Origin of the sequence: Halomonas sp. ALS9 (assembly GCF_001651035.1) — a bacterium.
Classification (GTDB): domain Bacteria; phylum Pseudomonadota; class Gammaproteobacteria; order Pseudomonadales; family Halomonadaceae; genus Vreelandella.
Genome location: NZ_LXRG01000076.1, coordinates 15,793 through 42,291 on the forward strand (window position 1 = coordinate 15,793; position 26,499 = coordinate 42,291).

The 26,499-nt window shown below is 54.7% G+C and carries 22 protein-coding genes; 11 read left to right on the forward strand and 11 right to left on the reverse strand.

The window, feature by feature from the left end; all coding sequences use genetic code 11:
* Positions 1-222 precede the first annotated feature (222 nt).
* Positions 223-3,522 (forward strand): mechanosensitive channel MscK, encoded by a 3,300-nt coding sequence (gene mscK / locus A6R74_RS06265; RefSeq protein WP_064233697.1) that lies wholly within the window; start codon positions 223-225, stop codon positions 3,520-3,522.
* 8 nt (positions 3,523-3,530) lie between these two features.
* On the opposite strand, the gene A6R74_RS06270 is transcribed toward mscK, so the two are convergent.
* The 3 genes from A6R74_RS06270 to A6R74_RS06280 form a co-directional block, all read right to left on the reverse strand.
* The gene (locus A6R74_RS06270; RefSeq protein WP_064233602.1) at positions 3,531-4,289 is read right to left on the reverse strand and encodes a TlyA family RNA methyltransferase; all 759 of its coding nucleotides are present in this window, start codon (positions 4,287-4,289) and stop codon (positions 3,531-3,533) included.
* Positions 4,290-4,383: 94 nt separating this feature from the next.
* On the reverse strand, positions 4,384-6,456 hold the full coding sequence (locus A6R74_RS06275) for a hypothetical protein (protein WP_064233603.1): 2,073 nt from the start codon (positions 6,454-6,456) through the stop codon (positions 4,384-4,386).
* A gap of 30 nt (positions 6,457-6,486) precedes the next feature.
* Positions 6,487-7,710, reverse strand: coding sequence for an ATP-grasp domain-containing protein (locus A6R74_RS06280; RefSeq protein ID WP_064233604.1), 1,224 nt, complete (start codon positions 7,708-7,710; stop codon positions 6,487-6,489).
* Positions 7,711-7,930: 220 nt separating this feature from the next.
* Here A6R74_RS06280 and A6R74_RS06285 point away from each other — a divergent pair, with 220 nt between their 5' ends.
* From A6R74_RS06285 to A6R74_RS06295, 3 genes are all read left to right on the forward strand, one after another.
* Positions 7,931-8,260, forward strand: coding sequence for a DUF1820 family protein (locus A6R74_RS06285; protein WP_007113264.1), 330 nt, complete (start codon positions 7,931-7,933; stop codon positions 8,258-8,260).
* A gap of 88 nt (positions 8,261-8,348) precedes the next feature.
* The gene (locus A6R74_RS06290; protein WP_064233605.1) at positions 8,349-8,984 is read left to right on the forward strand and encodes a TIGR04211 family SH3 domain-containing protein; all 636 of its coding nucleotides are present in this window, start codon (positions 8,349-8,351) and stop codon (positions 8,982-8,984) included.
* Between the two features lie 72 nt (positions 8,985-9,056).
* Positions 9,057-9,689, forward strand: coding sequence for a thiopurine S-methyltransferase (locus A6R74_RS06295; protein WP_064233606.1), 633 nt, complete (start codon positions 9,057-9,059; stop codon positions 9,687-9,689).
* Between the two features lie 60 nt (positions 9,690-9,749).
* On the opposite strand, the gene A6R74_RS06300 is transcribed toward A6R74_RS06295, so the two are convergent.
* Positions 9,750-10,343 (reverse strand): YajG family lipoprotein, encoded by a 594-nt coding sequence (locus tag A6R74_RS06300; protein ID WP_064233607.1) that lies wholly within the window; start codon positions 10,341-10,343, stop codon positions 9,750-9,752.
* Between the two features lie 120 nt (positions 10,344-10,463).
* Positions 10,464-11,357, reverse strand: coding sequence for a DMT family transporter (locus A6R74_RS06305; RefSeq protein WP_064233608.1), 894 nt, complete (start codon positions 11,355-11,357; stop codon positions 10,464-10,466).
* Positions 11,358-11,491: 134 nt separating this feature from the next.
* Here A6R74_RS06305 and A6R74_RS06310 point away from each other — a divergent pair, with 134 nt between their 5' ends.
* Positions 11,492-12,109: an alpha-ketoglutarate-dependent dioxygenase AlkB family protein gene (locus A6R74_RS06310; RefSeq protein WP_064233609.1), complete on the forward strand. Its 618-nt coding sequence runs from the start codon at positions 11,492-11,494 to the stop codon at positions 12,107-12,109.
* 63 nt (positions 12,110-12,172) lie between these two features.
* Here the strand turns inward: A6R74_RS06310 and A6R74_RS06315 are convergent, their stop codons facing one another.
* Genes A6R74_RS06315 through cysP form a run of 4 tightly spaced genes read right to left on the reverse strand, consistent with a single transcriptional unit; the run spans position 12,173 to position 15,982 of the window.
* Positions 12,173-13,267 (reverse strand): sulfate/molybdate ABC transporter ATP-binding protein, encoded by a 1,095-nt coding sequence (locus A6R74_RS06315; protein WP_064233610.1) that lies wholly within the window; start codon positions 13,265-13,267, stop codon positions 12,173-12,175.
* Positions 13,264-14,091 carry a sulfate ABC transporter permease subunit CysW gene (cysW, locus tag A6R74_RS06320; RefSeq protein ID WP_064233611.1) on the reverse strand — a complete coding sequence of 276 codons (828 nt, stop codon included), beginning with the start codon at positions 14,089-14,091 and terminating at the stop codon, positions 13,264-13,266. Before cysW ends, A6R74_RS06315 begins: the two co-directional genes overlap by 4 nt.
* Complete coding sequence (gene cysT / locus A6R74_RS06325; RefSeq protein WP_064233612.1) at positions 14,091-14,945, reverse strand: sulfate ABC transporter permease subunit CysT; 855 nt, start codon at positions 14,943-14,945, stop codon at positions 14,091-14,093. Before cysT ends, cysW begins: the two co-directional genes overlap by 1 nt.
* A 26-nt stretch (positions 14,946-14,971) precedes the next feature.
* Complete coding sequence (cysP, locus tag A6R74_RS06330; protein WP_064233613.1) at positions 14,972-15,982, reverse strand: thiosulfate ABC transporter substrate-binding protein CysP; 1,011 nt, start codon at positions 15,980-15,982, stop codon at positions 14,972-14,974.
* 207 nt (positions 15,983-16,189) lie between these two features.
* On the opposite strand from cysP, the gene rpe reads away from it, so the two are divergent.
* The gene (rpe, locus tag A6R74_RS06335) at positions 16,190-16,882 is read left to right on the forward strand and encodes a ribulose-phosphate 3-epimerase (RefSeq protein WP_064233614.1); all 693 of its coding nucleotides are present in this window, start codon (positions 16,190-16,192) and stop codon (positions 16,880-16,882) included.
* 18 nt (positions 16,883-16,900) lie between these two features.
* On the opposite strand, the gene A6R74_RS06340 is transcribed toward rpe, so the two are convergent.
* Entirely contained in the window at positions 16,901-18,199 is a 1,299-nt protein-coding gene (locus A6R74_RS06340) for an NAD(P)/FAD-dependent oxidoreductase (RefSeq protein WP_064233615.1), read from the reverse strand.
* 118 nt (positions 18,200-18,317) lie between these two features.
* Between A6R74_RS06340 and A6R74_RS06345 the strand changes: the two genes are divergently transcribed.
* Complete coding sequence (locus tag A6R74_RS06345) at positions 18,318-19,028, forward strand: phosphoglycolate phosphatase (RefSeq protein ID WP_064233616.1); 711 nt, start codon at positions 18,318-18,320, stop codon at positions 19,026-19,028.
* Between the two features lie 28 nt (positions 19,029-19,056).
* Here the strand turns inward: A6R74_RS06345 and A6R74_RS06350 are convergent, their stop codons facing one another.
* Entirely contained in the window at positions 19,057-19,977 is a 921-nt protein-coding gene (locus A6R74_RS06350; protein WP_064233617.1) for a metal ABC transporter substrate-binding protein, read from the reverse strand.
* 183 nt (positions 19,978-20,160) lie between these two features.
* On the opposite strand from A6R74_RS06350, the gene A6R74_RS06355 reads away from it, so the two are divergent.
* From A6R74_RS06355 to trpD, 4 genes are all read left to right on the forward strand, one after another.
* Positions 20,161-21,900 (forward strand): NADH-ubiquinone oxidoreductase-F iron-sulfur binding region domain-containing protein, encoded by a 1,740-nt coding sequence (locus tag A6R74_RS06355; RefSeq protein WP_121499360.1) that lies wholly within the window; start codon positions 20,161-20,163, stop codon positions 21,898-21,900.
* Positions 21,897-24,698: a formate dehydrogenase subunit alpha gene (gene fdhF / locus A6R74_RS06360; RefSeq protein ID WP_064233619.1), complete on the forward strand. Its 2,802-nt coding sequence runs from the start codon at positions 21,897-21,899 to the stop codon at positions 24,696-24,698. The genes A6R74_RS06355 and fdhF overlap by 4 nt, the downstream gene beginning before the upstream one ends.
* A gap of 89 nt (positions 24,699-24,787) precedes the next feature.
* Complete coding sequence (locus A6R74_RS06365) at positions 24,788-25,408, forward strand: anthranilate synthase component II (protein ID WP_064233620.1); 621 nt, start codon at positions 24,788-24,790, stop codon at positions 25,406-25,408.
* A 37-nt stretch (positions 25,409-25,445) separates the two neighbouring features.
* On the forward strand, positions 25,446-26,465 hold the full coding sequence (gene trpD, locus A6R74_RS06370) for an anthranilate phosphoribosyltransferase (RefSeq protein WP_064233621.1): 1,020 nt from the start codon (positions 25,446-25,448) through the stop codon (positions 26,463-26,465).
* Positions 26,466-26,499 lie beyond the last annotated feature (34 nt).

Sequence of the window (26,499 nt, forward strand, 5' to 3'; positions counted from 1 at the left end):
CTCGCAAAATGAATGAATAGGCAAATGCCAAGCTTGTTTCTATCACGCCGACTGTGGAAGTCAACAGCTCTGATTGCGCTGACTATCAGAACGCCTGACAATAACCTCATTCTCCGTCTCTGCGGAGCATTTGATGTCAGCGAGGCCCTAAGTAACGTGTTGATACGTAACGTGGTGAGATGCGCCTGTAAGTGGAGTATAACCTGTTTGTTGCTGTTGCTCATGATTAGCAGCGGCGGCGCATTTAATTCAGCCAACGCTGCACTTCAGGCCAGCATGCTTGAGCGGGTGCCTGAACAGGCTGAACTGGCATCAAGGCTTGCTCAGTTAGAAGCGCTTGAGGGAACCTTGACCGCTCAGCAGGTAAGCGATAAAGAGGCTCTGGAAGCGGCGCTTGAGGCCTATGAACGGCTTGCCTCTATCGATGAGCGCCTTGCTGCGTTAGACACCCGTGTAGAACAAGCCCCTGAAATGCTAGCACGCCTGCAGCGTGAGTTGAGTGAAGCTGAAGAAGCCTCGCAGCAGCTAAGCGTTGACGACTTGAGCGATCGCCCCCTCGACGAGTTGCAAACCAACGCCGTGGTCGAGCTACAGCAATTGCAAAGCCAACTGGCGGAAGTGAACTCGCAGCTGCTGGCCGCCCAAACACTGCCTGAACGTGCCCAACAATCCATCGCAGAAACCCTTCAGCGCACGGAGAGTTTACGTCGACAGCACGATGAGCGAGAGGCACTGCTGGCGGATCGGCAACTCTCTGCACTGAGCGATGCTCGGCTTATTCAGCTGCGCCTGGAACGGGCACTTGCCGAACGCGAAATAAGTTTTTATCAGCGCGAGCTAAGCGCTAATAGCCGCCTGCGTGAATTAGCGCAAGAGCGCCGTGATGTGCTGATGGTGCAGATCGATTATCAAGAGCAGCAGCTAACGATGTTGCAAGGGGTGATTGATCGGCAGCGTCGGTTGGCCTCTGAGCAAGCCATTGCCGATGCTGCCAGGGATAACCCATTAATCGCTGCGGGCCATCCGGTGGTGGTGCAAGCACAGCAAACCAACCAGACACTGAGCCTGGAGCTATTGCGGGCAACTGACCGCGCTAACAGTATTGTGCGCGAAAATATTGAAGCCCAGCGTCAGTTGGAGAATGTGCGCCAGCTACAGCGTAGTCTTAATGAGCAAATTGAGGCTATCCGCGGCAGCCAACTGCTGTCGCGTATTTTGCGTGAACAGCGCAAGTCACTACCCCCTTTGTCGGCACCACGAGATTTGCAGGACGAAATCGCCGACCTGCGTTTAAAACAGTTTGATTTAGTTCGCCAGCGCGACCAGCTACGCCAAAGCGAACAGTATGCCACTACGCGTTTGGCGGAGGCGGGCATAGAGGCGACGCCGGGGCTGGTCGATTCACTTTCACAGCTTTATCAATCACGCCGTGAGCTGGTCGAGCAACTAGAACAGTCTTACGGCAGCTTATTAAGCGCGGCGATTGAGTTGCAGCTCAACCAGCAGCAGCTCATAACGACGACCAGCGAGTTGCGCAAAACCATCGATGAGCAGTTGTTTTGGGTAGCCAATAGCCGCCCATTGGATCTTAATTGGGTGCGCCAATTGCCCCGCAACCTGCAGCTAGAGTGGCAAGAAGGGGAGTGGCGCGCGATTTTACCGACTCATTGGCAAGGGTTTTCATGGCAAGTGCTCAGAGGAGCACCGCTGGTGATGTTAAGCCTAGTATTAATTGTCTTGCGTCGGCGAATTAAGGCCCGCTTGGCCAAGCTGCATTCGCAAATTGGTCGATTGAAAAGCGATACCCAGCTGCATACCCCTAAGGCGGTGCTGCTCAACGCGCTGCTGGCGCTTCCAGGGCCGCTGGCATTAGCAGGTGTTGGCGTTGGGTTGCTTGGGGCGGCGGGGTCGTTGGCAAATAGTGTTGCCCCGTCGCTGCTTCAATTAGCGCTTAGCTGGGCAGCTGTCGCCTGGCTGCGTAGGTTGTTGGTCGCCGATGGCGTGGCTGAACGCCACTTTACCTGGTCGACGCACTACAATGCCCGGTTGCGTCAGCTGTTAGGCGGGTTGGGCATCGCCCTAATGCCGGTGATTGCTATTGCGGCGATGTCTGGAGAGATGGATACACCGCTGGCCTTGCGTCCTGTTGCCTTGGGGTTGTTGTCGTGTGGTCTGATGGCGATGAGCTGGTGGTTGGCACAGTTGATACTGGCGCATATCCCCATTTTTGGCGTGCGCCTGTTTCGCTTACTGTTGGGGCTAGCAATGGCGTTGGTGCCATTGATGCTGCTGGGGTTGGTCGTCTGGGGCTATGAATACACCGCGTTACGCTTGGTGGGGCGATTTGCGATTACCCTGTACTTGCTGGGTCTATGGGTCGTGGTAGAGGCCACATTGGTGAGAAGTCTCGCGGTAGCCGCACGACGACTCGCTTATCGTCGTGCGCTGGCGCGCCGTCGCGCTCAGGTGCAAGAGGGTGCGGAGGGTGGGCTCGAAGTAGTAGAAGAGCCCCCACTTGATATGGAGCAGATCAACAGCCAGTCGCTGCGCCTTTCTAAACTGATTGTGTTGATTGGCTTTAGCGCTCTGCTCTACTTGGTGTGGGCGGATCTGATTTCGGTGCTTGGCTATTTGGACAACGTATCGTTGTGGGAGTCCCAGAGTGGGGAACTGGTCGATAATGCGCTAACAATATCAGATACCTTTGCGGCCCTGCTGATTGTTGCTATTACGTTTATTATGGCGGGTAATTTACCCGGCCTACTGGAAGTGATGGTGCTATCCAGGCTGTCATTGAAACAGGGTAGCGCCTATGCCATTAGCTCATTGCTCTCCTATATCATTGTGGGCACGGGGATTGTCATGGGGCTGTCGACCCTTGGTGTTTCCTGGGACAAATTGCAGTGGCTGGTGGCTGCTCTGAGTGTGGGGTTGGGGTTTGGATTGCAGGAGATTTTTGCCAACTTTATATCGGGCTTGATCATTCTGTTTGAACGCCCGATTCGGATCGGCGATACCATCACGATTGGCAATTTGCACGGCACCGTCAGCCGTATCCGTATCCGCGCGACTACCGTCACTGATTTTGACCGCAAAGAAATTATTATCCCCAATAAAACCTTTGTGACCGATCAACTAATAAACTGGTCTTTGTCGGATAATATCACCCGTGTCGTGCTCACCTACGGCGTGGCACACGGCTCTGATATGGCCAAGGTGCACCAACTATTACGTAAGGTGGCGGATGAAAACCCGCGCGTGCTAACCGATCCTGAGCCCCAAGTTTTCTGTTTAAGCTATGGGCAGCACAGCCTCAATTTTGAGCTGCGTATTTTCGTCAACGATCTACTAGATCGCCTGTTTGCCGCCGATGAAATTAACTGCCGAGTGGATGCACTGTTTCGCGAAGCGGGCGTACGCGTGGCGTTTGAGCAGATGGATGTGTGGTTGCACCCTGATCAGGGCGAAGCGATAAAAGTGCAATCCGCTAATCAACTGACGCCCCCCACATCATCGACTTAGTCCTTTTTTTAGGCCTCTTTAATGGCGTGCAGGAGAAACTCGCGGTTGCCATCGCTGCCTGTAATCGGGCTCTCCTGCCAGTGGCGGATGGTTAGCCCGCAGACGCCGCAGGCGCTGCGAATGTTGGCTTCCACTGCTGAAAAGTGCTTAGTGTCACGTACCACACCGCGTTTATTAAGGGCGTCGGGGGATAGCTCAAACTGCGGTTTAACTAGCGAAATCAACTCTCCCCCCAGTGGTAGTAGAGCAGCAATTTCGGGCAGAATCAGCGTTTGAGATATAAATGAAACATCCATAATGGCGCTATCAATGGGCTGAACGGAGAGCACGCGGTTGAGAACCTCGCTGCTACTCATTGAGCGCGCATTTAACCCTTCCAGGCAGGTGACGCGTGGGTCGTCGCGCAGCTCAGATGCAAGTTGCCCATGGCCAACTTCTACACCAATAACATGGCGAGCGCCAAACCGCAGCGCGCAGTCGCTAAAGCCGCCGGTTGATTGACCAATATCGAGCACGACGCAGCCGTCAAATCGCAGTTCAAGCGTTGTGAGCACCGCCTCCAACTTCAAGCCCGCCCGTGACACATAACGCTCTTCGGGATCGTCTTCTACTGCAAAACGGGTATCTTCGGGCCATTTTTCGGACGCTTTGATTAACGGCTTGCCATTATCTGCAAGGCTTATTCGTCCGTGACGAATAAGCCTTTGGGCGCGTGTGCGCGAGTTGGCCAGCCCCTGGCTGACCAACAGTTGATCGAGTCGCATCATTGTGGTTTGAAAGTGTCGTGGTTCAAAATGTCGTAGTTGAAAATATCGTGGTTGAAAATATCGTAGTTGAAAGGGCCGCTAAGCGTGTCTGTTGTTACCCTTCGTTTGGGGGCGTATTGGGCAGTGATGAATCGGGCACCGATGAATTGGAGCCTTGATCCGCCTGCAGTTCAGTAGGTGGTAGGCGTGAGGCCCCCCAGCTACGGTGCAGGTAGTGTTTAACATTTTCCACCTCTTCGTTTGTTACGTCGGCTATGTCGACGCGCTCAAGAGGATCGTAGTGATAAATATACAGCCGCGATGCAAAGCGATCGAAAGGCAGCGAGGCCTCGCCAAAGCGTTCACCATTGCCCGATGTGCTGACAATCACGTCATCGCCCCAATCCTGTCCACTATCATTGTTAGGGTTATAGAAATACACCCGCATTACATCCGACGGGTCTAGGGATGCCCGCAAAATGGTAATCGCGTGCCAACCGATAAAGCGCGCTGCGCTGTCGGTGACCGCAATGCCCGCCGGTTGAGGATGAATCAGCGGCTGATTGCCATTGTAGTAGGGGTGATAGTAGGCGAAAAAGTGGCGTATAAAATCATCCACATCGCTTAGTTGGCCAGTGGCCACGTCGACGTTGATGCGAAAGCCGCGGCCTGACCACCAGCCATGAAATTCGGGATTCACCCAGCGATGTGGATCACCTTCTCGGCCAATGCAGCGCCGACCCATTTCGGCATAAATGCGATCCAAATGGGGCACCACAATCAGCGAAACCGGGTCGAGATCGATGGGCAACTGCGTCGCCACGCCTGATAGGCTCGCCATAGATGAGATGGCCTGGCCTTCAAAATGCATAATGATTTCGTCGTCGCGGGCTGCCCAAGCCACCATCTGCAGCAAATAGTCTGGATCGTTGTACGCCCACATGGAGAGCGCTCGGGCCGACTGGCAGGTGGGGTTATTGCCCTGGCCAACGCCTAGCGGCAAGCCCAACATGCAGAGCACGCCTTCAATCAAGCGTGCGCGGGGAGAAACGGTGTCGCCATAAGCCAAGGATAGCCGCGACTGCGCCCATTCTGAGAGCGGCAGATTAAGTTGACGCCACATCGCGGGGGCTACCGGCGGCTGATAGAGAATGCCGCGCTCGAGCATCAGTGCCAGGCCATACACTGCTTGCGCAGTGGCGGGATAAACGCCGCCACGAATAAGCGCTTGAACTAACTCGCGATAGCAGAGTAGACAGTCACGGCCGGTAGATGAAAGGCCCAACGCCTCGGAGAGTAAGTGGTCACCCTCTTCAAGTAGATGACGCAACAGCACGGCGTGATACGGTGATACTAGGCCGGTATCATGCATTGCCCGGGCGAAGCCGGTAGATTCAGCCTGTAGCGCCGCCTGATCCATATGCTCTAACCGTTCACGATAAATATCTACACCGGGGTCTTCGCGACAGGCTTGGGTAGGCCCGTAAAGCGAGCTGACAAGACGGTCAGCGCCCTGGCCGCTCGCGCCAAGATCAATCGTCGGGTTAGCCTGACACAGCGCAATTTGGGTGATCATCTGTTTGATCGAATCAACCTGAATAGGGCGCTGTTTCAAAATGCGCCAAATCTCATCAATGAGTTGATCAACAATATGTTCGTAGCCAATGCGATCGGCTAAATGTTGGAAGAGATAGCGAGGAATGGTCGCCAGTCGCCCTTGGGTTTCCCGCTCGGCTTCGCTGGGCGGCAAAAACAGCAGCCATAAATTAATCGCCATTACCTGGGTAAGGTAGTGGTGTGAGTGCTCTGAGGAAACCAGCGAGTGCTCAAAATTGCCTTTAGCGACGGCTAGGAGTCGAAGCTCGCTTAATGCCTCAATGACGACCACATTGGCATCCGCGCTTTTCAACGCGAAGGTTGTTAGGGTAGGCACCAAAAATTGCGGTGTTTCCCAATCGGAGCCCAAAAAAACACCAGCTTCCTCAAACGCTTGGGCGCGGGACTCCAGTGCTTCACAGCCGCCATCCTGAAGCAGTACGCGTCGTGCGGTATCCATTACTCGCGGCAGCTTGGCGGGCTTCGAGAAGGCTGGCGCCTGCGTAAGCAGGCGCACGGCATCATCAAAGTTGCTCAACAGTACATTGAGCTTGCTATCTTCTTGAGAAGACGTTGCTTGATCTGTCTCCACGGTGACTCCTTATCCCAGCATCAGCGGGGATTATACATAGAAGTCGAGATCTTCTTGGCGTTTTAGCAGATCGCGAATCGTATGCGCATCCTCGCCTTTAAAGTAGATCAGACCCCAATGGGTACCAAACGCGGTGCGTTTAGTAACGGTTTCTTCTACTGGTGAGGTTAGCTCATGAGACTCAAAATAGGCATGATCTTCGGTCTCTTCGGGAATTTCCAAGCGGCTGACCACACGACGGCGGGGGTAAACGCCAAAGCAACCGGCAAAACCATCGGCATCAACCACTTCTTTCGGGAAGAATTTAGCCACTTCTTCTTTCGTGGTTTTCGGGTCGAACACTAACATTGACGCTTGATAAGCATTAAAACCGTAAACACGCTCAAGCAGTTCAAATACTTTGAAGCCGGGCGGGCGATAAGCTACTTCGCCAAAGTACATCTCACCATCGCTGGTGACAAAGTATTCTGGGTGAATCAAGCCAAATTCAATATCAAAGGCTTTAACCAGCTTCTCGATTTGCTGAGTGATCTGTTCGCGGTAAATCTCAAGTTCAGGTGAGGCGGGCACAAACACCGAGTAACCTAGCGTCACGTATTCGGAGATGTTCAAGAAGGCAATTTTGCCATCGTGAATCCACGCTTCAACGGCAAATTCCCAGCCATCCAGGTGCGACTCCATCAACACCGGGAACTCTTCCTCCGGTATGGTATCGACTTCATCTGGGGTACGGATAACACGGTGGCCAAGGCAGCCCGCTTTATCAAACGCTTTAAGGTGAATCGGGTCGTTGGGGTCACCGTCCAGTTTGAGCAGCGTCTGGTTAACCCGCTTCAGGAAGCGCACCACATCCTCTTTATCGTGGGCTTCTTCAAAAATACCCACGCGGATACCGCCTAGCTGGGCGCGGCGCTTCATCAATGCTTTATCGCGCAACAGCAGCGACTGGCCGTAAAGGCGTGGGTTATCCAGTAGTACAGAGTTGATGGCCCCGGCCCACTCAACGGTCTCTTCGTAGAGCGGAATGGCGACATCAACGCCTTTCTCTTTGAGTGTCTCGGCAATTTCCATCGAGCGGTCATTGAGTCGCTCGAAATTCCAAGGCACATAGGGAATGTCATGTTTTTGGCAATACTCTTCCGCCCAATCAGGTGCAACGACAATGTAGCGACGGTCAAAATTTTCGGCCGCTTCAATCGCATTGAGACTCCAGCCTAGCAGGGCAATATAGCCCTTATTGGGATCTTTCTGCATGTTGATGACTCCTACCTGGTGAAAAAGCACTATTGCCAAACTTCGCTGACTACCATACACGAGGGGGACATGCCCGGCTAATAAGCGCATTATCTAAGCGCATTATCCGCCGCCTTAACGCTAAGCCTTCTAAGGGGGTAAGCCTAAAGGCGCAGCGGCAGGAATATGGTAAGCTTGGCGGTTCAACTTAATGTACGAATGGCAAGAGGATTAGGCCAAGATGGCGGCCAAGCCGATCTACCGTGTGGTGGTTCACCAGCAGGGTGAAATTTGGGATTTATACGTCCGAGAGATCTTTCAAAGCGAACTCTGGGGCTTTATTGAAGTCGAGGAGTTTGTCTTTGACGATGCTTCACGGGTAGTGGTTGACCCTGCGACTGAAAAATTGCAACGAACCTTCGATGGTGTCAAGCGTAGCTACCTGCCCTTAAATGCGATTGTGCGCATTGATGAAGTAGAGCGCGAAGGGCCATTGAAGGCGGTCAAAACCGATGCCCGGGTTGCGGAGTTCCCCCGTCCCTTTCCGTTGCCCCCGCGCGGAGAAGGGTAAGCGTATGAGACAAGCGCACCGCTAAGCTAAGCGATAAGCGCTGTTGGCTTCGTCCGCCTTGCAGCGTTTTTAATCAGGACATGATGTCATGCTAGTAAACAGAACTCGTTATCGAAATTACGCCGCTGCGGCTGGCCTTTTACTCAGTGTTACCAGCTTCAATGCCACGGCCCAATCCGCTAACCAAGCGTGGGTGACCGATGAGTTGAGCACCTATGTGCGCAGCGGCCCCACCGATGGATATCGGATCATCGGTACGCTCAACGCAGGTGAGCAGGTGGAGGTGCTGGAAACCAGCGGTGACTACACCCGTGTGCGCAACAGCGACGGCAATGCGGTCTGGGTGTTGAGCAATGAGCTTCAGCAAACGCCGAGTGCGGTGGAGCAGCTACCCGCGTTAGAAGCGCAGGTAGAAGAGTTAACCGCCGAGCTTGAGGGTATCAATGAAACCTGGGAGCAGCGTACTGCCTCAATGACGGAAACGCTTGAAGTTCGCGAACGCCGTATTGCCGAGCTCGAAGCGAGCAATCAGGCGTTAGATAGCCAGGCAGAGCAGTCGCGCCAGCAGGTTAGAGGGCTTCAGGCTCGTTTGGAAACCCAGGAAGAAGACCTACTGATGCGTTACTTTATGTATGGCGGCGGTGTCGCTGGCGCGGGCTTGTTGGTGGGGCTGATTGTGCCGCATCTGCCGCGTCGGCGTAAAAAGCGTGACCGTTGGTTCTAAAAGCGCGGTAAGCCCTATCTGCGTGTAAACCCTATCCGCAGATAGCGCAAGCGATGACAAGGTGGTTAGACAATGAGCGATCAATGGCGCAAGCGCTGGCAAGAAGGGCGTATTGGCTTTCACTTGCAGCAGGCGCACCCGGCACTGTTGCGCCATTGGGCGTCCCTTGGCGTTGCTAATCGCACCAAGGTGCTGGTGCCGCTGTGCGGTAAAAGCCTGGATATGCGCTGGCTGGCGGATAAAGGGTATCCCGTGTTGGGGATTGAGTTTGCCCCTGAAGCCATTGAGCAGTTTTTGGCCCAGCGCAGCGCGCCAGTTTCTCGTTACCGTCAGGCAGGGTTTACGATCTCCCGTCAGGGCAGTGTGGAATTATGGTGCGGGGACTTTTTTCACCTGCATATACAACAGGCCGCTGAGATTGGCGCGTTTTATGATCGCGCCTCGCTGATAGCGTTGCCGCCAGCCACTCGGCAGCGCTATGCGTTTCACCTTGCGCAATTGGTGCCGCCCGGTGCCAAAGGCCTGCTGATTAGTCTATCGCATACCGATGGTAATGCCGGGCCGCCCTATAGCGTGCCCGCTAGCGAGATCGAAAGCTTGTTTACCGCTAACTTCACGTTAACGTTTCTGGAAGAGGGTGCACCCGATGAGCGCGGGCGCACAGAGAGCGTATGGGCGCTAGAACGACGCGGGCCGCGCCTTTAAAACGTTAACAATAGCGTTATAAAGGTGCAGCCCTGTGTTGCTGCGGTAAGGAGGGATACCTTAGCGTGCGAGTAAACGGCCCAACTCTGGGTCGCTAAAAGCACGGTTCATGCCATCGCTAAGTAGATCGCTCAGCATGCGCGTATTGCTGTCGGCATCGGGCTTTAGAGCGTAGCCCTGAGTACGGCGTGAGGTGTAGGTGCCGGTATAGGTGGTACCCTTGTTTTGAGCGATAGCGCGGAAAACACCTTCAAGACGCGCTTCATCGACCAGTGGCTGGCCGCTGTCGCCACGGGCGTAGTTCAGGCTGGCAAGTTCCAGCGTTAAGCTCGGGCGGCCCTCGGCCTGCTCAGTGGTAGGGCTAAAGCCCATATCCCGCACGGCGCGCTCAGCCTCTTCCTGCAGACGTGGAATTAGCTCGTGGCTGCTAACGGTAATATGTGCCGTCGACATGCCGCCGCCAGCACGATTGCCGATAATGTCGCTCTCGCGGCCATCTTGGGCAATAACAGTAACCTGCTGGCCTGAGCCAACTTGCGGCACCTGTGCGCTGCGCTCAGGACTGAGCTGCAAGTATTGGGGGCTGGCGCAACCAGCAAGCCATGCACTGGCAAGCAGTACACCTGAAATCCGTAAAAAGTGACGCCGAAGCATGGTCTTCCTCCGCTATGGCTAAAACACCAGTATAACGCGGGTGACGCGTTGGCGGTATGTTCCAGGGCTTGTTTTGCGCTACGCCACTGTGATGGTTGAAGAGTGAAGCTAACGGGGGCTTCAGGCTGCTTTTTTCGAATCGGATCCCACGATTAGCCAGACTGACAGTAAAACGATCAATGAACCAAGTAAAAATCCGCTGGAAATTGTTTCATCAAGAACTAAAAAGCCCCACAACACAGCGAAGGGCGGCACTAAGAATGTAACGGTGAGCGACCTTAACGGCCCAATGTCGGCGACCAGTCGAAAATAAAGAATATAAGCGAGGGAGGTGCATAAAAAGCCGACAGCTAGCAGACTGAACCACACATCACCTTGGAGCCAATCAATGCTGGGGCCAGATGAAATGTTCCAAAGCAAAAAGGGAGTGAGAAAAGCGGTAGCGCCTATTTGGCTGCCAAACGCAACCAGGGTTGAATCCAGGCCGCCCTGTTGGGTTATCCACTTTCGGGTAAGAAAGCCCGCAAAGCCGTAACCAATAGTGGCTATGATACAGGCAGCAACGCCAATATAGATGTTGCCAACAATATTTGAATCACCCACGGTGGTAATAACGGTAATGCCAATAATACCTAGCGTTACACCCAGCCATTTTTTTATAGTTAATCTCTCGCTAAAGATAAAAAAGCCGATCATGGCACCCGTTAAAGGCGTTGTCGCATTTAAAATCGCTGAATAGCCAGCAGGTAGTAACGTGGCGGCTATGCTGTACATAAGAAATGGAATACCTGAGTTTATGGCACCCAAAATCAAAATTTTGCCTAGTTTGCCTCTGAACGCAAGGCTTTTACGTATGATAACGATGATTACAGCCAAACCCATGAGCCCAAAAAAGACTCTAAAAAACGCTGTGTTGATCGGGCCTATCGCCGGGGAGGCGATTCGCATAAAGAGAAAGCTTGCTCCCCAGATAGCGGCTAGCGACAGTAGGCGTAAATAGTCTATTGTTCTCATTTTATGCCCTTTTCAAGGTTTCTATTAGTCAAATGGCGATTGGGTTGGCACAGTGAGACATAGTATTGCCTTCTTAATGGTGTGGAAAACCCGTTTCTTGCTGTCTTTGTAGTGAGCACAAAATAGGCACAGCTATGACGTTTACAGATCTGTTTGAAAACGATGATATGAAGTTGATTAATCTGCTTCCACACGATGGTTTTGCTTATTATTATGGCAAAATCTCAGACTTAGCTACCGCCGATAGTTATTTAATCAAGTGCTTAAGCGAACTAAGCTGGGAGCATGATCGCGCGTTTATTTACGGGAAAGAGATCGTTACAAAGAGGAAAATAGCTTGGTATGCGGATGAGCCGGTCTCCTATACCTACTCCGGGTATACCAAGAAGGCGTTGGTATGGCCGGACTTCCTGCGCGAAATTAAGCAGCGGGTGGAGAGCGACTGTGGAGAGACGTTTAATTCGTGCCTGTGCAATTTTTATAGTTCAGGCGAGGAAGGCATGAGTTGGCACAGTGATGCCGAGAAAGACCTTGTCGAGAATGGGGTCATCGGGGCATTGACCTTAGGCGGAGAAAGGAAGTTTTCGTTTAAACATAGACAAACAGGGGAGAGTGTTTCGCTTACGTTAGAGCACGGTAGCCTGTTGATTATGAAAGGCCATACGCAAAAAAATTGGTTACACAGTCTGCCCAAAACCAAGAAAAATGTTGAGCCACGAGTGAGCTTAACCTTTAGGCAAATGCGTTGCTGAGCTAATCCGATGAAATGCTAACGCTAGCTACCCCTCCTCGGGCGCGCTAGCGCTTCTGCTGCGTTATGCAACGCGGGTTTGTTCCGCCGCTTCTGCTTCTACTTTAGGAAAACGACGCCAGTGGCGGGGGTGAGCGAATAAGCGCTGCCCACGTTGTAGCGCCAAGTGTTCAAAATCGGTATGACGTATGGTGGCCAGCCACGGCTGGGCGAGCCAATCAGCTTCAAGCTCCACGCGCACTTCAGCACCGACTGGTGAGATCGCTGTGATCGTGACCGGCAGGTGGCTCTCAGCGGTAGGCTGCTCGGTGAGGCGCACTTCGTGGGGGCGTAGCAATAGCTCCTGATGGCCGTTGGGCAGGTCAACGTGCCAATAGGCGTCTCCGCAGGTTAAAACGCCGTTGCTTACCTTGCCTTCGAGATGATTCACATCGCCCAGAAACTCAAACACAAAGCGATTTTTGGGAGTGCGGTAGAGGTCATCGGGGGTATCGATCTGCTCAATACGGCCATTGCTCATTACCACCACGCGGTCAGATAACTCCAGCGCTTCTTCCTGATCGTGAGTCACAAACACGCTGGTAAAGTTAAGTTCGTCATGGAGATGGCGCAGCCAGCGGCGTAGCTCTTGGCGTACCTTGGCATCGAGTGCACCAAATGGTTCGTCCAGTAGCAGTACTTCAGGCTCCACGGCTAAGGCGCGAGCCAGAGAGACCCGCTGCTGCTGGCCACCTGATAGCTGAGCAGGATAGCGATTGGCAAGGTGCTCTAACTTAACCATTTCCAGCAGCCTAAATACCCGGGCACGAATTTCGCCGCTACTGGGACGACGCTTTCGCGACAGTACGGTCAGCCCAAAGGCCACGTTGTCGTAGACGCTCATATGGCGAAACAGCGCGTAGTGCTGAAAGACGAAGCCGATACGCCGGTCGCGCACATGTACGTTGGTAACATCGCGATCGCCAAACAGAATCTTACCCGGCTTAGGAGATCGGTCTGCATTTTCCAGGCCCGCAATAATCCGCAATAGGGTGGTTTTGCCCGAACCCGAAGGGCCGAGTAGGCCGACCAACTCGCCTTCGTGAATATCCAGATTGATCGGCTCTAACGCCTGGGTATTGCCGAAGTGCTTAGCGATATTGTGTAAGCGAATGCTCATGCAAATGCCTCCCGGCGCGCTGCGCGCCATTCCAGCCCGGCCTTGGCGGCGAGCGTCAGTAGGGCAATCAATGCGAGTAGGGCCGCGCAGGCAAACGCCCCCACGGCATTATAATCCTGATAAAGCTGCTCAAGGTGCAGAGGCAGCGTATTGGTCTTGCCGCGTATAGCGCCAGAGACCACTGATACGGCACCAAATTCACCCACTGCACGGGCGTTGGTAAGAATCACACCATACAGGAGTGCCCAGCGAATGTTGGGCAGCGTGACGCGACGAAAGGTTGTCCAGCCGGATGCGCCCAGCGTCACGGCTGCCTCCTCTTCACGAGAACCTTGCGCCTGCATCAATGGAATCAGTTCACGGGCAACAAAGGGGCAGGTCACAAAAATGGTCACCATCAGAATGCCCGGCCAGGAGAACATTAGCTGGATATCGTAAGTATCCAGCCATCCGCCGATCCAGCCGTTGCGGCCGTATAGCAGGAGGTAGATAAGACCAGCCACAACGGGGGATACCGCAAAAGGAATATCGATTAGCGTTTGCAGAATGCGCCGTCCGGGAAAGCTGAAACGCGTAACCAGCCATGCCAGGGCAACGCCAAACACCAAACATACTGGAATGGTTAACAGCGCGATCACCAACGTTAAGCCAATTGCATGCAGGGTAAAGGTATTACTCACGTTGACCCAGAAGACCATAACGCCCTGAGAGAATGCTTGAGCAAAAATGGCCACTAGCGGCAGCAGTAAAAAAAGCGCTGATAGCACCAGGGCGACACCTATCAGCAGACGCCGTATAAGCGGCGCATCACCAATTCGACGCATTACCCCTTACCTCCATGCAGACGGCGCACAAAGCGGCCCTGCCAAATGTTGATCGCCAGCAGCAGCGCCAGGGAGACAAACAGCACTACCGAGGCAATCGCTGATGCCCCGGCATAGTCATATTCTTGCAGCTTGACGAAAATCATCAGTGCGGTGATTTCCGTTTCGTAAGGCATATTGCCGGCGATAAAGATAATTGCGCCGAACTCGCCCAGCGAACGCACAAACGCAAGCCCAGTACCGGTCACCAAAGCAGGCCAGATATGCGGCAGGATGACACGGCGAAATGCCACACCGTCGGTAGCACCGAGCGACATGGCGGCTTCGTCGACCTCCGCGGGCAGGTCTTCCAGCACCGGCTGCACCGTGCGCACCACAAATGGGATGCTGGTAAAGGCCATGGCTAGGGCAATACCTACCCAGGTGTAAGCGACTTGAAAACCTAACGGCTCCAGCAATCTACCCATCCAGCCGCTGCTGGCGTAAAGCGTTGCCAGCGTAATGCCTGCCACGGCCGTGGGCAGCGCGAAAGGGAGATCCATCAGCGCGTCGAGCAGCCGTTTGCCGGGGAACTCATAGCGCACCAATACCCACGCCAGTAATAGCCCAAAGATAGCGTTGATGATGGCGGCCACCGCCGCCGCGCCAATGGTGACCATATAGCTGGCGACGACGCGACCTTCGGTGATGATCGCCCAGTACTCGGCAAAGCTAAGCCCCGCTAACTGGCCAAACAGGCCGGTTATCGGCAGCAGCAGTACCAGCGAGATAAACAGCACGCTGATACCCATAGAAAGGCCAAAACCCGGCAGCACGCGTGTGCTGCCGGATCGCCAGGTGGCAAGTTGACTCATAGTTCAGGTTGGCTCATAGGTGAATATTAGCGACGCTGTAACTGGTCGAGAAGGCCACCACTGCCAAAGTGAGTTTCCATTGCCTCGTCCCAGCTGCCGAACACATCGTCAACTTCGAGCAATTCGGTTTCCGGGAAGTGATCAGCAAACTCTTCAACTACCGCTTCGTTATGCACCCGGTAGTTGAAGCCCGCCAGCAGTCGCTGGGTCTCTTCGGTATAGAGGTACTCAAGATAGCTCTGGGCCAAGTCGCTGTTACCGTTGCGTTCAGCGTTCTCGCCGACAACCGCCACCGGGAACTCGGCCAGAATGCTAACGGGTGGGACAATCACTTCGTAATCATCGCTACCGTATTCGCTACGAATATTGTTGACTTCCGACTCAAAGCTAATCAGCACATCGCCAATTTCACGCTCGATAAAGCTGGTGGTTGCCCCACGACCGCCGGTATCAAATACCGCTACGTTGGCCAAGAAGGTGCGCATAAAGTCTTCGATTTGCGCTTCATCGCCGTCGAATTCGTTTTCGGCAAAGCCCCAGGCAGCTAAGTAGGTATAGCGTCCATTACCCGAGGTTTTGGGGTTGGGGAACACCATCTCGACATCTTCTTTAACCAGGTCGTCCCAGCTCTCGATGCCTTTAGGGTTGCCTTTACGCACTAAGAAGGCGGTGGTGGAGTAGTAAGGTGAGGCGTTGTTCTCAAACGCATCCTGCCAATCTTCAGCCACTAGCCCTGCATCGGCGAGTACCTGCACATCGGTGACTTGGTTGAAGGTCACCACATCGGCCCGAAGGCCCTGCAAAATGGCGCGCGCTTGGGCAGAGGAGCCGCCGTGTGATTGGCTGATCTCAATCTCTTCGCCGTGCTCCTCCTGCCACCAGGCTTGAAATTCAGGGTTTATCGCCGCAAATAGCTCGCGAGCAATATCGTAAGATGAGTTGAGCAGTTCCCGCTCTTGGGCGGCGGCGGTTCCACTTACCGTAACGCCTAGTGCCATCGCAATCAGGCTGCGGCGGAAAATTGTGGGCAGTGCCATAAAAGACTCCTTAAAACAGTAAGCGTGTTGTGTCGCAATACTGGCAAGGTTAAATCTATCAATGTGGAATTACAATCATGTTTTATATTCTATTTAAGAATATGGGTGTGCATCGATGCACAATGTAAGAGCCTCTGAGTGATGGGGCTTAGCGGGTGGCTCTGGTAACATAGCGGACTCATTCCCTTGTTAATTTAGGAACCTGTTATGACCGCTGCGCAGGACTTTTTGATTGCCCCCTCTATTCTTTCCGCTAACTTTGCGCGGCTTGGCGAGGAAGTCGACAACGTGCTGGCGGCTGGCGCGGATGTGGTGCATTTCGATGTCATGGACAATCACTATGTGCCCAACCTCACCATTGGCCCCATGGTATGCAAAGCGCTGCGCCAGCACGGGGTGACGGCACCGATTGACGTGCATTTAATGGTCAAGCCGGTAGACCGTATGATCAGTGATTTTATCGAAGCGGGTGCCAGCTACATTACTTTTCACCCGGAAGCCTCGGAGCACGTTGACCGTTCGCTGCAGTTAATCCGTGATGGTGGTTGTAAAGCAGGCTTAGTGTTTAACCCCGCCACGCCGCTCTCTTACCTCGACTATGTGATGGATAAAGTCGATATGGTACTGCTGATGAGCGTTAACCCTGGTTTTGGCGGGCAGTCCTTTATTCCCGGCACGCTAAACAAACTACGCGAAGCGCGGGCGCGTATTGATGCCTCAGGACGTCCGATTCGCCTGGAAATCGACGGTGGGGTGAAAGTGGATAATATCGCTGAAATCGCCGCCGCGGGCGCCGATATGTTCGTGGCGGGCTCAGCTATATTCAGCGCCCACCAAGCCAGCGACCCACACGGCTATGACACGGTAATCAAGCAGATGCGTGCGGCGCTGGCTAAGTAAAGGGTCTCTAAGTGTCGCTTAGTGAAGCTTCATGCGCGGTTTTAAGTAACGATTAAGTTTATCAACCAGCCACGCGAGTCCCGTCTTCGGCGCCCCATGAATAGAGAGCTGGTGCATGCGGTAGAGCGATGCATAGGCTTGGCGAGCCAGCCAGCCCTCTAAAAACAGCCCCTTGGAGGCGGAACTACGCATTAAATTGCCCACCGCATCAAAGCGGGCCAGCGATACCAGCGAGCCGTGATCGCGGTAGCGGAAATCGGCGAGCGGTTTGCCTTCCAGTTGGTTGACCAAGTTTTTGGCCAGTAGCTTAGCCTGTTGATGAGCCGCCTGGGCGCGAGGCGGCACGCTGCTATCCTCACCCATTGGGCAACTGGCGCAGTCGCCCAGGGCAAAAATCTTCTCATCATCAATGCTTTGCAGGGTTCTGTTCACTTCAATTTGGTTTTTCTTATTCGTTGTCAGGCCAAGTTCGGTCAAGAACGGTGGCGCTTTAATCCCCGCTGCCCAAACGTTTATGTCGGTTTCAATCACTTCATCTGTACCGGTGACCAACTGGTGCGCCTGGGCCTCCTTAATGGCGGTGTCGATGTGGACGGTCACGCCCAAACTTTCAAGTTCTGTTTTGACGGTTTGACTAATACGTTCGGAGAGCCCTGGGAGCAGGCGAGGGGCGGCTTCAATCAAATGAACGCTAATCGTTTGGTGATCTTCCGCCGTCACGCCGTAGGCGTTGAGCATTCGCGAGGCATCAAACAATTCAGCCGCAAGCTCTACGCCCGTCGCACCGCCGCCGACGATGCCAATGGTCAACTGGGTATGCTGGCGCAGGTTAGGGTCGGTATAGCGTAGGAAGGTATTGATCATATCGCGCTGAAACGCTTTAGCCTGCTGGGGCGAGTCAATAAAATGGCAGTGCTCCGCCACGCCGGGCGTGCCGAAATCGTTGGAAACGCTGCCTATTGCCATGACCAGGTAGTCATAGGCAAGCTCCCGGGCGGGCAGCACTTCTTGCCCATCCTCATCATGGATCGGCGCTAATTGCAGCGTCTGCTGCTCACGATTGATGCCGGTTAGCGAACCGCGCTGATAGCGATAGAAGTGAGCAGATGAATGCCCGCGAAGATCCACCTCGTCCATGCTCGAATTCAGCACGCCGGTGGCCAGTTCGTGGAGCAGCGGTTTCCAGACATGGGTGGTATTGCGATCCAGCAGCACAATTTCTGCGCGTTTGCGCTTACCTAAGGTGCGACCTAACCGGGTGGCGAGGGCTAAGCCACCCGCGCCGCCGCCAACAATCACGATTCTGGGAGTGGGCATATCACTACCTCCTTAACTAAAATAGCCCTAGCATAGAAGGTTCTCACGCGTCTGACTAATGCGAACGTTTGCTTTGAGAGGGTAAACTGATGTTTAAATTAAAACGAGGTAGAGAGTATTGAAGATTCACCCAATAGATGATTCAGCGCTACACGCTGTACTTCAGGGTAAGCGGCTGATTGCCTTCGATTTAGACAGCACCCTGATCGATTCAGTGCCGGATCTTGCCGCTGCCGTGGCGCGCACATTAAAAGAGTTAGCTCTGCCCGAGCCAGACGATACAAAAGTACGCGACTGGGTCGGCAACGGTGCGCCAGTGTTAGTCGAAAGAGCCTTGAATTGGGCGTTAAGCGCGACACCTGATCCCATGCTTCAGCAGCGCGCCTACGAGGCTTTTATGCGCCACTATGGCGCTGCACCCAATACTCTGACGACGCTCTACCCGGGGGCTCAGCAGACGCTTAAGGCACTGCATCAACACGGTTTGATGCTGGTGTTGATCACCAATAAACCCGAGCGCTTTATTGAGCCTCTGTTAAAGCACTTCGAACTGCTGAGCTACTTTACCCTATGGATCGGCGGTGATTCACTGGCCGAAAAGAAACCCCACCCTATACCGCTGCTGCATGCCGCTCAACACTGCCAAATACCGCCAGCTGAGTGTGTGATGGTTGGCGATTCACGGCATGATATGGCTGCCGGTAAGGCGGCGGGTTTTACTACCCTTGCGCTACCCTACGGTTATAACCATGGTGAGCCGATTGAAAACAGTCACCCCGATCTAGTGCTCAATTCGTTAACCGAATTGCTAATAACTGCTCCCAAATGACCCAGGCGACTGATTGATCGCCAAGATCCTACTGAGCCGTAGCGCCTCCCAGGGCAGTGTGCATAACCTCAGCGTTATGGTGCAGCATGGCAGAGTAGTTGGCAGCGGGCCCATCTGCACCGCTCAGCGAGTCGACATACAGCGGGCCTGCCAGGGGGAGCGATGCTTCCCGTGACAGGGCGTCCATATGAATACTGGGCGTGGTGCTTTCAAAAAAAAGCGCTGGTGGGCGTGGGCGATTATTAGCAAGGTATTCGCTCATTTTGGCCATGGCCTGGGCACTGCCTTGGGTCTCATGGTTAACTCCCCATACGCCTTGCGCTTCAAATGCGTAAGCGCGGGCGAAATAGCCAAAACCTGCTTCGCTGGTCACTAATGTACGGTTAGTTTGTGGAATGCCTTCGAGTCGCTCTTTCACCGCTAGGTTTAGAGTGTTCAGCGCCTTGCGTGCCTCTTCAGCGCGGGTATAAAACGCCTCAGCCTGATCCGGGAGATGCTCCGCTAGGGTCTCGGCAATGACATCGATGTAGGCCGCAGCTCCCTCTGGATCCATCCACATGTGTGGGTCTAATTCACCTTTGTACTGGCCGGTCGAGATCATTAGCGGTGCATAGTCGGCCTTTTTAGCCACTTCCACTAGAGTAAGCTGGTCGTGAGACATCGCCTCAACGTGGCGTATCCATGGCTCCAGCCCCAGCCCGTTGTAAAACACGATATGGGTCTCTTCTAAGGCCAGCACATTGGGCGGGGTTAACTCCCAGCGGTGGACATCTTCTCCCCGTGGAACAATGACGTTAACGCTGACCGTATCGCCAGCCACTCGTTTGACCAACTCCTCCATGACTGAAAACGAGGCAATAACGCGAAGCGTTGAGCTGGCATAGGCTGGCGCAGCGCTTATCAGCGCGACGAATAAGAGCGTACATACCCAGGTAACCCACTTTGACATCCCACGCTCCTAACTGGCTAAAAAAGCTATCGAAAAAGACCGCTGATAATAAAGACTGCGGTGGCCCGTTGCCAGTTTCAAAGCAACGGCAGGCCAAAAGAAGTATTGCCCAAGGGAGGATTCCCTCTAGGGGAAAGTGCCACTATGCTGGATAGTATTACACTCCTGAGCATAGCGTGTCTTATGACTGACCGAATGGTTTCTTCTTTGCGGCGTCGGCGTGGCCATCCCCAAGGCCGCGATCTATCCCCCGTGGCGCTGGTGTCGTTAAGAGCGCTACTGGGTGACGAGCGAAAGCAGCCCAGTATGCGTCAACACGATCAGTTGCTGGAGCATTTGCACGCTATTCAGGACGCCCATGGCCATTTGTCGCTGGTTGAACTGCGGGCTTTAGCGGCCTATATGAACCTGCCTATGGCGACAGTGTACGAAACCGCCACCTTTTATGCCCACTTTGATGTGCTGCACGACGGACAAACGGCGCCCCCAGACACCACCGTGCGAGTGTGTGACTCGCTCTCTTGCCAGTTAGCCGGAGCGGCCCAGCTTAAAGCTAAATTGGAGGCAGGCTTAGATCCATACAGGGTGCGAGTGCTGCGCGCGCCCTGTATGGGGCGTTGCGATAGCGCGCCGGTGGTTGAAGTGGGCCACCACCATGTGAAGTTTGCTACCGCCGAAGGCGTTGCTGCGGTAGTGGATACGGGACATTTTCACCCCGAAGCGATTTTATGGCAGCGTCTGGAAGCATATCAGCAGGCGGGTGGCTATCAACTGCTGGCCGACTGTCATGCGGGCAACGTCAGCGTTGACGCACTAATGGCGACGTTGGAAGGAGCGGGCTTAAGAGGGCTCGGCGGCGCGGGGTTCCCCACCTTTAAAAAGTGGCACTTTGTTCGCCAAGAGCCTGGGCCGCGCTACTGCGTCATCAATGCTGATGAAGGAGAGCCCGGTACCTTTAAAGATCGTTACCACCTCGAAAAATCACCTCATCAGTTTTTAGAAGGTGCACTGATCAGCGCCTGGGCGGTAGAAGCCAAGGCGCTGTATATCTATCTGCGCGACGAGTACCCTGGGCTTCACCGTGTGCTGGGTGAAGCGATTGAAGAGCTTGAGTATGCAGGGTGGGTAGATGCTGGATTTATCGTGCTACGTCGAGGAGCAGGCGCCTACATTTGCGGTGAAGAGTCGGCGCTGATTGAGTCGCTGGAGGGCAAACCAGGCAAGCCTCGCCATCGTCCGCCCTACGTGGCGCAACAGGGGCTGTTTGGCTGCCCGACGTTGGTCAATAACGTTGAGACGGTATACTGGATCGCGCCGATTTGGCAGAAGGGCGCCGAATGGTTTGCCGGCCAAGGCCGCAATGGTCGCTCAGGGCTACGCAGCTTTTCGGTCTCTGGTCGGGTCAAACATCCAGGGGTTTACCTTGCCCCTGCGGGCATTACCCTGCGCGAATTAGTTGACGAGTATTGTGGCGGTATGGCGGAGGGGCATCAGTTGGCGGCCTATCTACCCGGCGGTGCCTCGGGGGGGATTTTGCCCGCCAGCAAAGCGGATATCCCGCTGGATTTTGATACGCTTCAGGCTCACGGTTGTTTTATCGGTTCTGCGGCGGTAATCGTGTTGTCTCAGCAGGATAATTTGCAAGCGGTGGCGACCAACTTGCTGGCGTTTTTTGCCGATGAATCCTGCGGCCAGTGCACACCTTGTCGAGTGGGCACTGAAAAAATGCTTACCCTGCTAGAGCGAAACGACTGGGACGTTGGCCAGTTAACCCGGCTGGCCCAGGTGATGCAGGACGCTTCTATCTGTGGTCTGGGCCAGGCGGCGCCTAATCCGGTGTTGGGGCTGCTAAAAGATTTTCGCACTGAGCTGAGTCAGCAACAGATTATTGTCAGTGATGCGGCAAAAGGAGATGCGCTGTGACCGCCCCGTTTACGCTCACCTTGGACGGTGCCGAAATAAGCGCCTACGCTGGCGAAACCCTGTGGCAGGTTGCCAAGCGTGCCGGGGAAACCATCCCCCACCTGTGCTTTAAAGACGCCCCTGGCTACCGCGCCGATGGCAACTGCCGCGTGTGTATGGTCGAGGTGGAGGGCGAGCGCGCCCTAACGGCCAGTTGCCTGCGTGAGGCCATGCCTAATATGGTGGTGCATAGTGCAAGCTCTGAGCGCGTTAAAGTGGCTAGGGAAGGGGTATTAGAGCTACTGATGGCGGATCAGCCCTCGCGTCAACAAAGCCCGGATCGCTCCAGCCATTTTTGGGCGATGGCCGACCAGCTAGGCGTTGAGGAGAATGCTGTGAAAGCCTGGCTACCGCCTCGGCGTGAAGAGGCGCTGAGTCCAGATCAAACGGTGGACACCAGCCATCCTGCCATGCAGGTTAATTTAGATGCCTGCATTGAGTGTACCCTCTGTGTGCGTGCCTGCCGTGAAGTACAAAGCAATGATGTGATTGGTGTTGCTCATCGCGGTGCAGCGTCCAAAATAATCTTCGACTTTGACGACCCCATGGGGGCAAGCACCTGCGTGGGCTGCGGCGAGTGTGTGCAGGCCTGTCCGACGGGGGCGTTAATGCCGGCGACGCTGATGAACGCTGTGGGGCAGGGCGACTCAAAGGCCGTTGATCGCCAAGTTGATTCAGTTTGCCCCTACTGTGGTGTGGGCTGTCAGCTTACCTACCATATTAAAGACGAGACTATCGCCTACGTAGAAGGGCGCGACGGCCCCTCTAATCACAACCGGTTGTGCGTGAAAGGTCGCTTTGGTTTTGATTACCCCAGTCATCCAGCGCGTTTAAAGACGCCGCTGATTCGTAAGCCCGGCGTTCCGAAAAGCTTGGATCCTAGTTTTGATCCTGCTCAGCCGCTCACGCATTTTCGTGCAGCGACTTGGGAAGAAGCGTTAAGCGCTGCGTCGGACGGCTTGGCTAAGTTAAAACACCAGTATGGCCCAAGCGCGCTAGCGGGGTTGGGCAGTGCCAAGTGCTCCAATGAAGAGGCCTGGCTATTTCAGAAACTGGTACGCACCGGCTTTGGCAACAACAACGTCGACCACTGTACGCGGCTGTGTCACGCCAGCTCCGTTGCCGCGCTGATGGAGTGTTTGGGTTCGGGGGCGGTGACCGCCTCGTTTATGCAGGCATTGGAAGCAGACGTGGTGATTCTCACTGGCTGCAACCCCGCCGTGAATCACCCTGTGGCGGCGACGTTTTTTAAGCAGGCCGCCAAGCGCGGCACCGAAATCATTATTCTCGACCCCCGCGGCCAGGCGCTGGACGCCTACGCCACCCTGAGCGTGCGTTTTAAACCAGGGGCGGACGTAGCGCTGTTCAACGCTATCCTTCACGTGATTATTGCTGAAGCGCTCTACGACGAGACGTATATTGCTGAGCATACCGAAGGATTCGAAGCGCTGAAGCAGAGCGTAGCGATGAGCACACCCGAATCGATGAGCGAGCTATGCGGCGTTGCGCCCAGCATGATTCGCGACATTGCCCGCCGCTACGCCAATGCAGAAAAGGCCATGATCTTCTGGGGCATGGGTATCTCCCAGCATACCCACGGCACCGACAACGCCCGCTGCTTAATCTCCTTGGCGCTGGCCTGTGGCCACACCGGGCGTCCTGGCACTGGCCTGCATCCACTGCGCGGCCAGAATAACGTACAGGGGGCGTCGGATGCGGGCCTGATACCCATGGTATTACCGGACTATCAGCCGGTAGGCGATGCTCAGCTGCGCGCCGCCTTTGAAGAACTATGGAGCACGTCGTTAGATGCCGAACCAGGCCTGACGGTGGTAGAAATCATGGATGCCATTCACGCGGGTCAGGTGCGCGGTATGTATATTTTGGGCGAAAATCCGGCGATGTCTGACCCTGATCTACACCACGCCCGGGCGGCGCTGGGCAAGTTGGAACATTTGGTGGTGCAGGATCTGTTTGTCACCGAAACCGCTCAGTTTGCCGACGTGATTTTGCCCGCATCCGCGTGGCCGGAAAAAGAGGGCACGGTGACCAATACTAATCGCCAGGTTCAATTGGGGCGCATTGCACTGCCGCTCCCCGGCGAGGCCAAACCCGACTGGTGGATTATTCAACAGATTGCCAACCGCTTTGGTTTGGCATGGAATTATACCCACCCCCAAGAAGTGTTTGCTGAGATGCAGCAGGGTATGGCTTCCCTAAATCACATCAGTTGGGAGCGCTTGGTGCGAGAGGGCTCGGTCACTTATCCCTGTGCATCTGAAGATGCCCCCGGCCAAGACGTGGTATTTAGCGACGCTTTTCCCCGCGCCGGAGGGCGCGCCAAATTTGCCCCCACGCGTCCCTTGCCGCCCGACGAACCAGTGGATGACGATTATCCAACAGTACTCACCACCGGGCGACAGCTGGAGCATTGGCATACGGGCTCTATGACCCGGCGCAGCATGGTATTGGACGCCCTAGAGCCCGAGGCCGTAGCCAGTCTTTCAGCTGGGGAACTCAATCGTTTGGGCGTGGCGCCGGGAGATCCGCTGACCATCACCACTCGTCGCGGCACGATTACGCTGGCCGCACGGGTGGATCCGAAAATTCCCGATGGCATGGTGTTTGTGCCCTTCGCCTACGCGGAAGCCGCCGCCAATCTGCTCACCAACCCGGCGCTCGATCCATACGGCAAAATCCCCGAGTTCAAGTATGCCGCCTGTCGGCTAACGCGGGGTGGCGCGCGAGTCGGCACTTAACCCCTGCAAGGGAGTGCTCGGTTGCGGTATCATCACCGCATTAGTGGTTTTATCTGTGGTCGAAATGACGCAATGGAGTAAATGGGGTAATGGCGCAAGCTCAGTCGGTGCGAAAGCAGTCAGCGCGTAAAGTCCTCATGCTGGATAATTACGACAGCTTCACGTTTAACATCGTGCAGTACCTGGGTGAGCTGGGCGCGGAAGTGATCACTCACCTCAATGACGACATCACCATTGAGCAAATTGAAGCGCTGGCGCCAACGCACTTGGTGGTATCGCCAGGGCCATGCACGCCCAACGAAGCGGGGATCTCCATGGCCGCCATCAAACACTTTGCAGGCAGGCTGCCTATTTTAGGCGTCTGCCTGGGCCATCAGGCGATTGGCCAAGTTTATGGTGGCAAGGTCGTTCACGCTCCGCAGGTCATGCACGGAAAAACCTCGGCAGTGCTGCACGCTAATCAGGGTCTGTTTGAGGGACTGGATAATCCTGTTGAGGTTACCCGCTATCACTCTTTGGTCGTCGATAAAGCTAGCCTGCCCGATTGTTTAGAAGTCACTGCCTGGACAGGCGATGACGACATAACCCCAGGGTTAGTCATGGGGTTTCGTCACCGCGAGCTGGATATTGAAGGGGTGCAGTTTCACCCCGAGTCGATTCTTACCCGCCAAGGCCATGAACTGTTGGCCAACTTTTTAAAACGCGGCTGATGGCCGGTTTCACACGCTTTTAGGGGCCCCTCTGCTCATGCAAATGCGAGATGCGATTAATGCGGTGATGCGCCGCGAAGACCTCTCTTTCGATGCCATGCACACCTTGATGCGCCAGATCATGACTGGCGATGCTACGGATGCGCAAATTGGTGGCCTGCTGGTTGGTTTAGCCATGAAAGGCGAAAGTGCGGTAGAGATCAGCGCCGCCGCTCAGGTAATGCGAGAGCTGATGAAGCGCGTTGAGCTGGATGCAGAAAACATTGTGGACATCGTCGGCACCGGTGGCGATGGCGCCAACCTGTTTAATGTATCCACCGCCGCCAGTTTTGTCGCCGCTGCTGCTGGCGCCCATGTGGCCAAACACGGTAACCGCAGCGTTTCGTCGTCGTCGGGTAGTGCGGATCTGTTCGATGTGGCGGGTATCTACCTGGATCTCAAGCCGGATCAAGTAGCGCGCTGTATTGAACAGGTAGGCGTCGGTTTTATGTTTGCCCCCAATCACCACCCGGCGATGCGCTATGCCATTGGGCCCCGCCGTGAAATGGGCGTGCGCACGCTATTTAATATTTTAGGCCCGCTGACCAACCCGGCTGGCGCACCCAACCAAGTGCTGGGCGTTTACGCCCCAGAACTGGTGCCGCTGATGGCGGAAGTGCTGAAAACTTTGGGTAGCCGCCACGTGATGGTGGTGCACTCAGAAGACGGCCTGGATGAAATATCCCTGGCCAGCCCCACCTTGGTGGCTGAACTCAAAGAGGGTGAGATTACCCAGTACACCATTACACCCGAAGAGCTGGGCATAGAGCGCCAGAGCCTGGCAACGCTGAAAGCTAATAGTGCAGAAGATAGCCTGCGCCTGGTCAAGGCAGCGCTTTCCGGTGAGGGCGCCGCTGCCGATATGGTCGCGCTAAACGCGGGGGCTGCGCTTTATTGTTCAGGCGTTGCAGATACCTTGAAAGAGGGCGTGATGGTGGCCCAGGACGCACAAGCCTCCAAACTGCCGCTCGAAAAACTCAAAGAGCTTTCGCACTTTACCAGCGTTTTTAAGCAGTAGGCTGTTAAAAAAGATAAGTATTTAAACAAGACGA